Origin of the sequence: Aliiglaciecola litoralis (assembly GCF_039523355.1) — a bacterium.
Taxonomy (GTDB): domain Bacteria; phylum Pseudomonadota; class Gammaproteobacteria; order Enterobacterales; family Alteromonadaceae; genus Aliiglaciecola; species Aliiglaciecola litoralis.
Genome location: NZ_BAAAFD010000043.1, coordinates 1 through 989 on the forward strand (window position 1 = coordinate 1; position 989 = coordinate 989).

At 36.3% G+C, this 989-nt stretch carries 1 protein-coding gene; it reads left to right on the forward strand.

From position 1 onward, the window contains the following. The first annotated feature begins 166 nt into the window (after positions 1-166). Entirely contained in the window at positions 167-829 is a 663-nt protein-coding gene (locus tag ABD036_RS19085; RefSeq protein ID WP_343862790.1) for a hypothetical protein, read from the forward strand. Positions 830-989: the final 160 nt, after the last annotated feature.

Sequence of the window (989 nt, forward strand, 5' to 3'; positions counted from 1 at the left end):
CTTGCGCTAAAAACATAACAAGCACATTATGTTCATTCGCTGCGCTCATTGGGACGCATACTCGCTGGCTCGGCTCATTCTTCGCAAGTATAGCCAGCAAGCCTGCGCCCCATATGTTAAGCGTTATGTACCTTTTAAGCTGTTATGTACCTTTTGGAATTCAGTAGTGTTCTTTAAGAAAAAAGAAAAGTTTAAAGTGATAAAAGTTTATGTCTTGGATGAAGACCAAGAAACTATTGAAAGACCCATGTTGGTCAATTCAATTTTGGATTTGTTCGAAAGTAACTTAGAAACACCTAAAGACTTCGATATTGGAGGCCCTTATGGAATAAGGAAAGGGGCTTCATGTGGAGTGAAGGCATTTAAAAATAAACTAGAGAAAAAAGGCCACAATGACTACTACGCATTAAGTGGAATTACTGAGAATGATTTGGGCTTTGAATTTCTAGTTGATGCAGTTTACAAAGCACATAAATACAGTGAGTTAATTATATGGTTCAACCCTAAAAAGTTTGAACTGTCTTTTGAAATGCTAATTCGTAAGTTACTGGTAAATTGTAAAATTAGCTATGCGTATGAGCTAGAGCTTGATTCAGGGCTTAGCTTTAAATCTGAAACTAAGATTAAAAAGGGAATATTTGGCGGTTTATCAGTAACAAGCTCATTCGAAAACATAAAATGGATTGAGAATTTTACTGTCGGTGAATATCGTGAGATCTATAAATGGAATTTTATGAGTTTTGCTCAGTTATCAAAAGCGCGGAAAACCTCTGCAAAACTTAATGTAAAACAAATTGAAGATATGTATCTTGTTGAAAGCGGTACATAACAAGTTGCTTAAACGGACAAAAAACAGCTGGCTTTTGCTCAATGGTATGGACTCCCCACCTTTGTCATTATGAACTAAGGTGAAGGTGTCGAAACCAAAGGAGCCATACCATGATAAATACTAGCACTATTACAATTGATCTTGCCAAAACCGTTTTCCA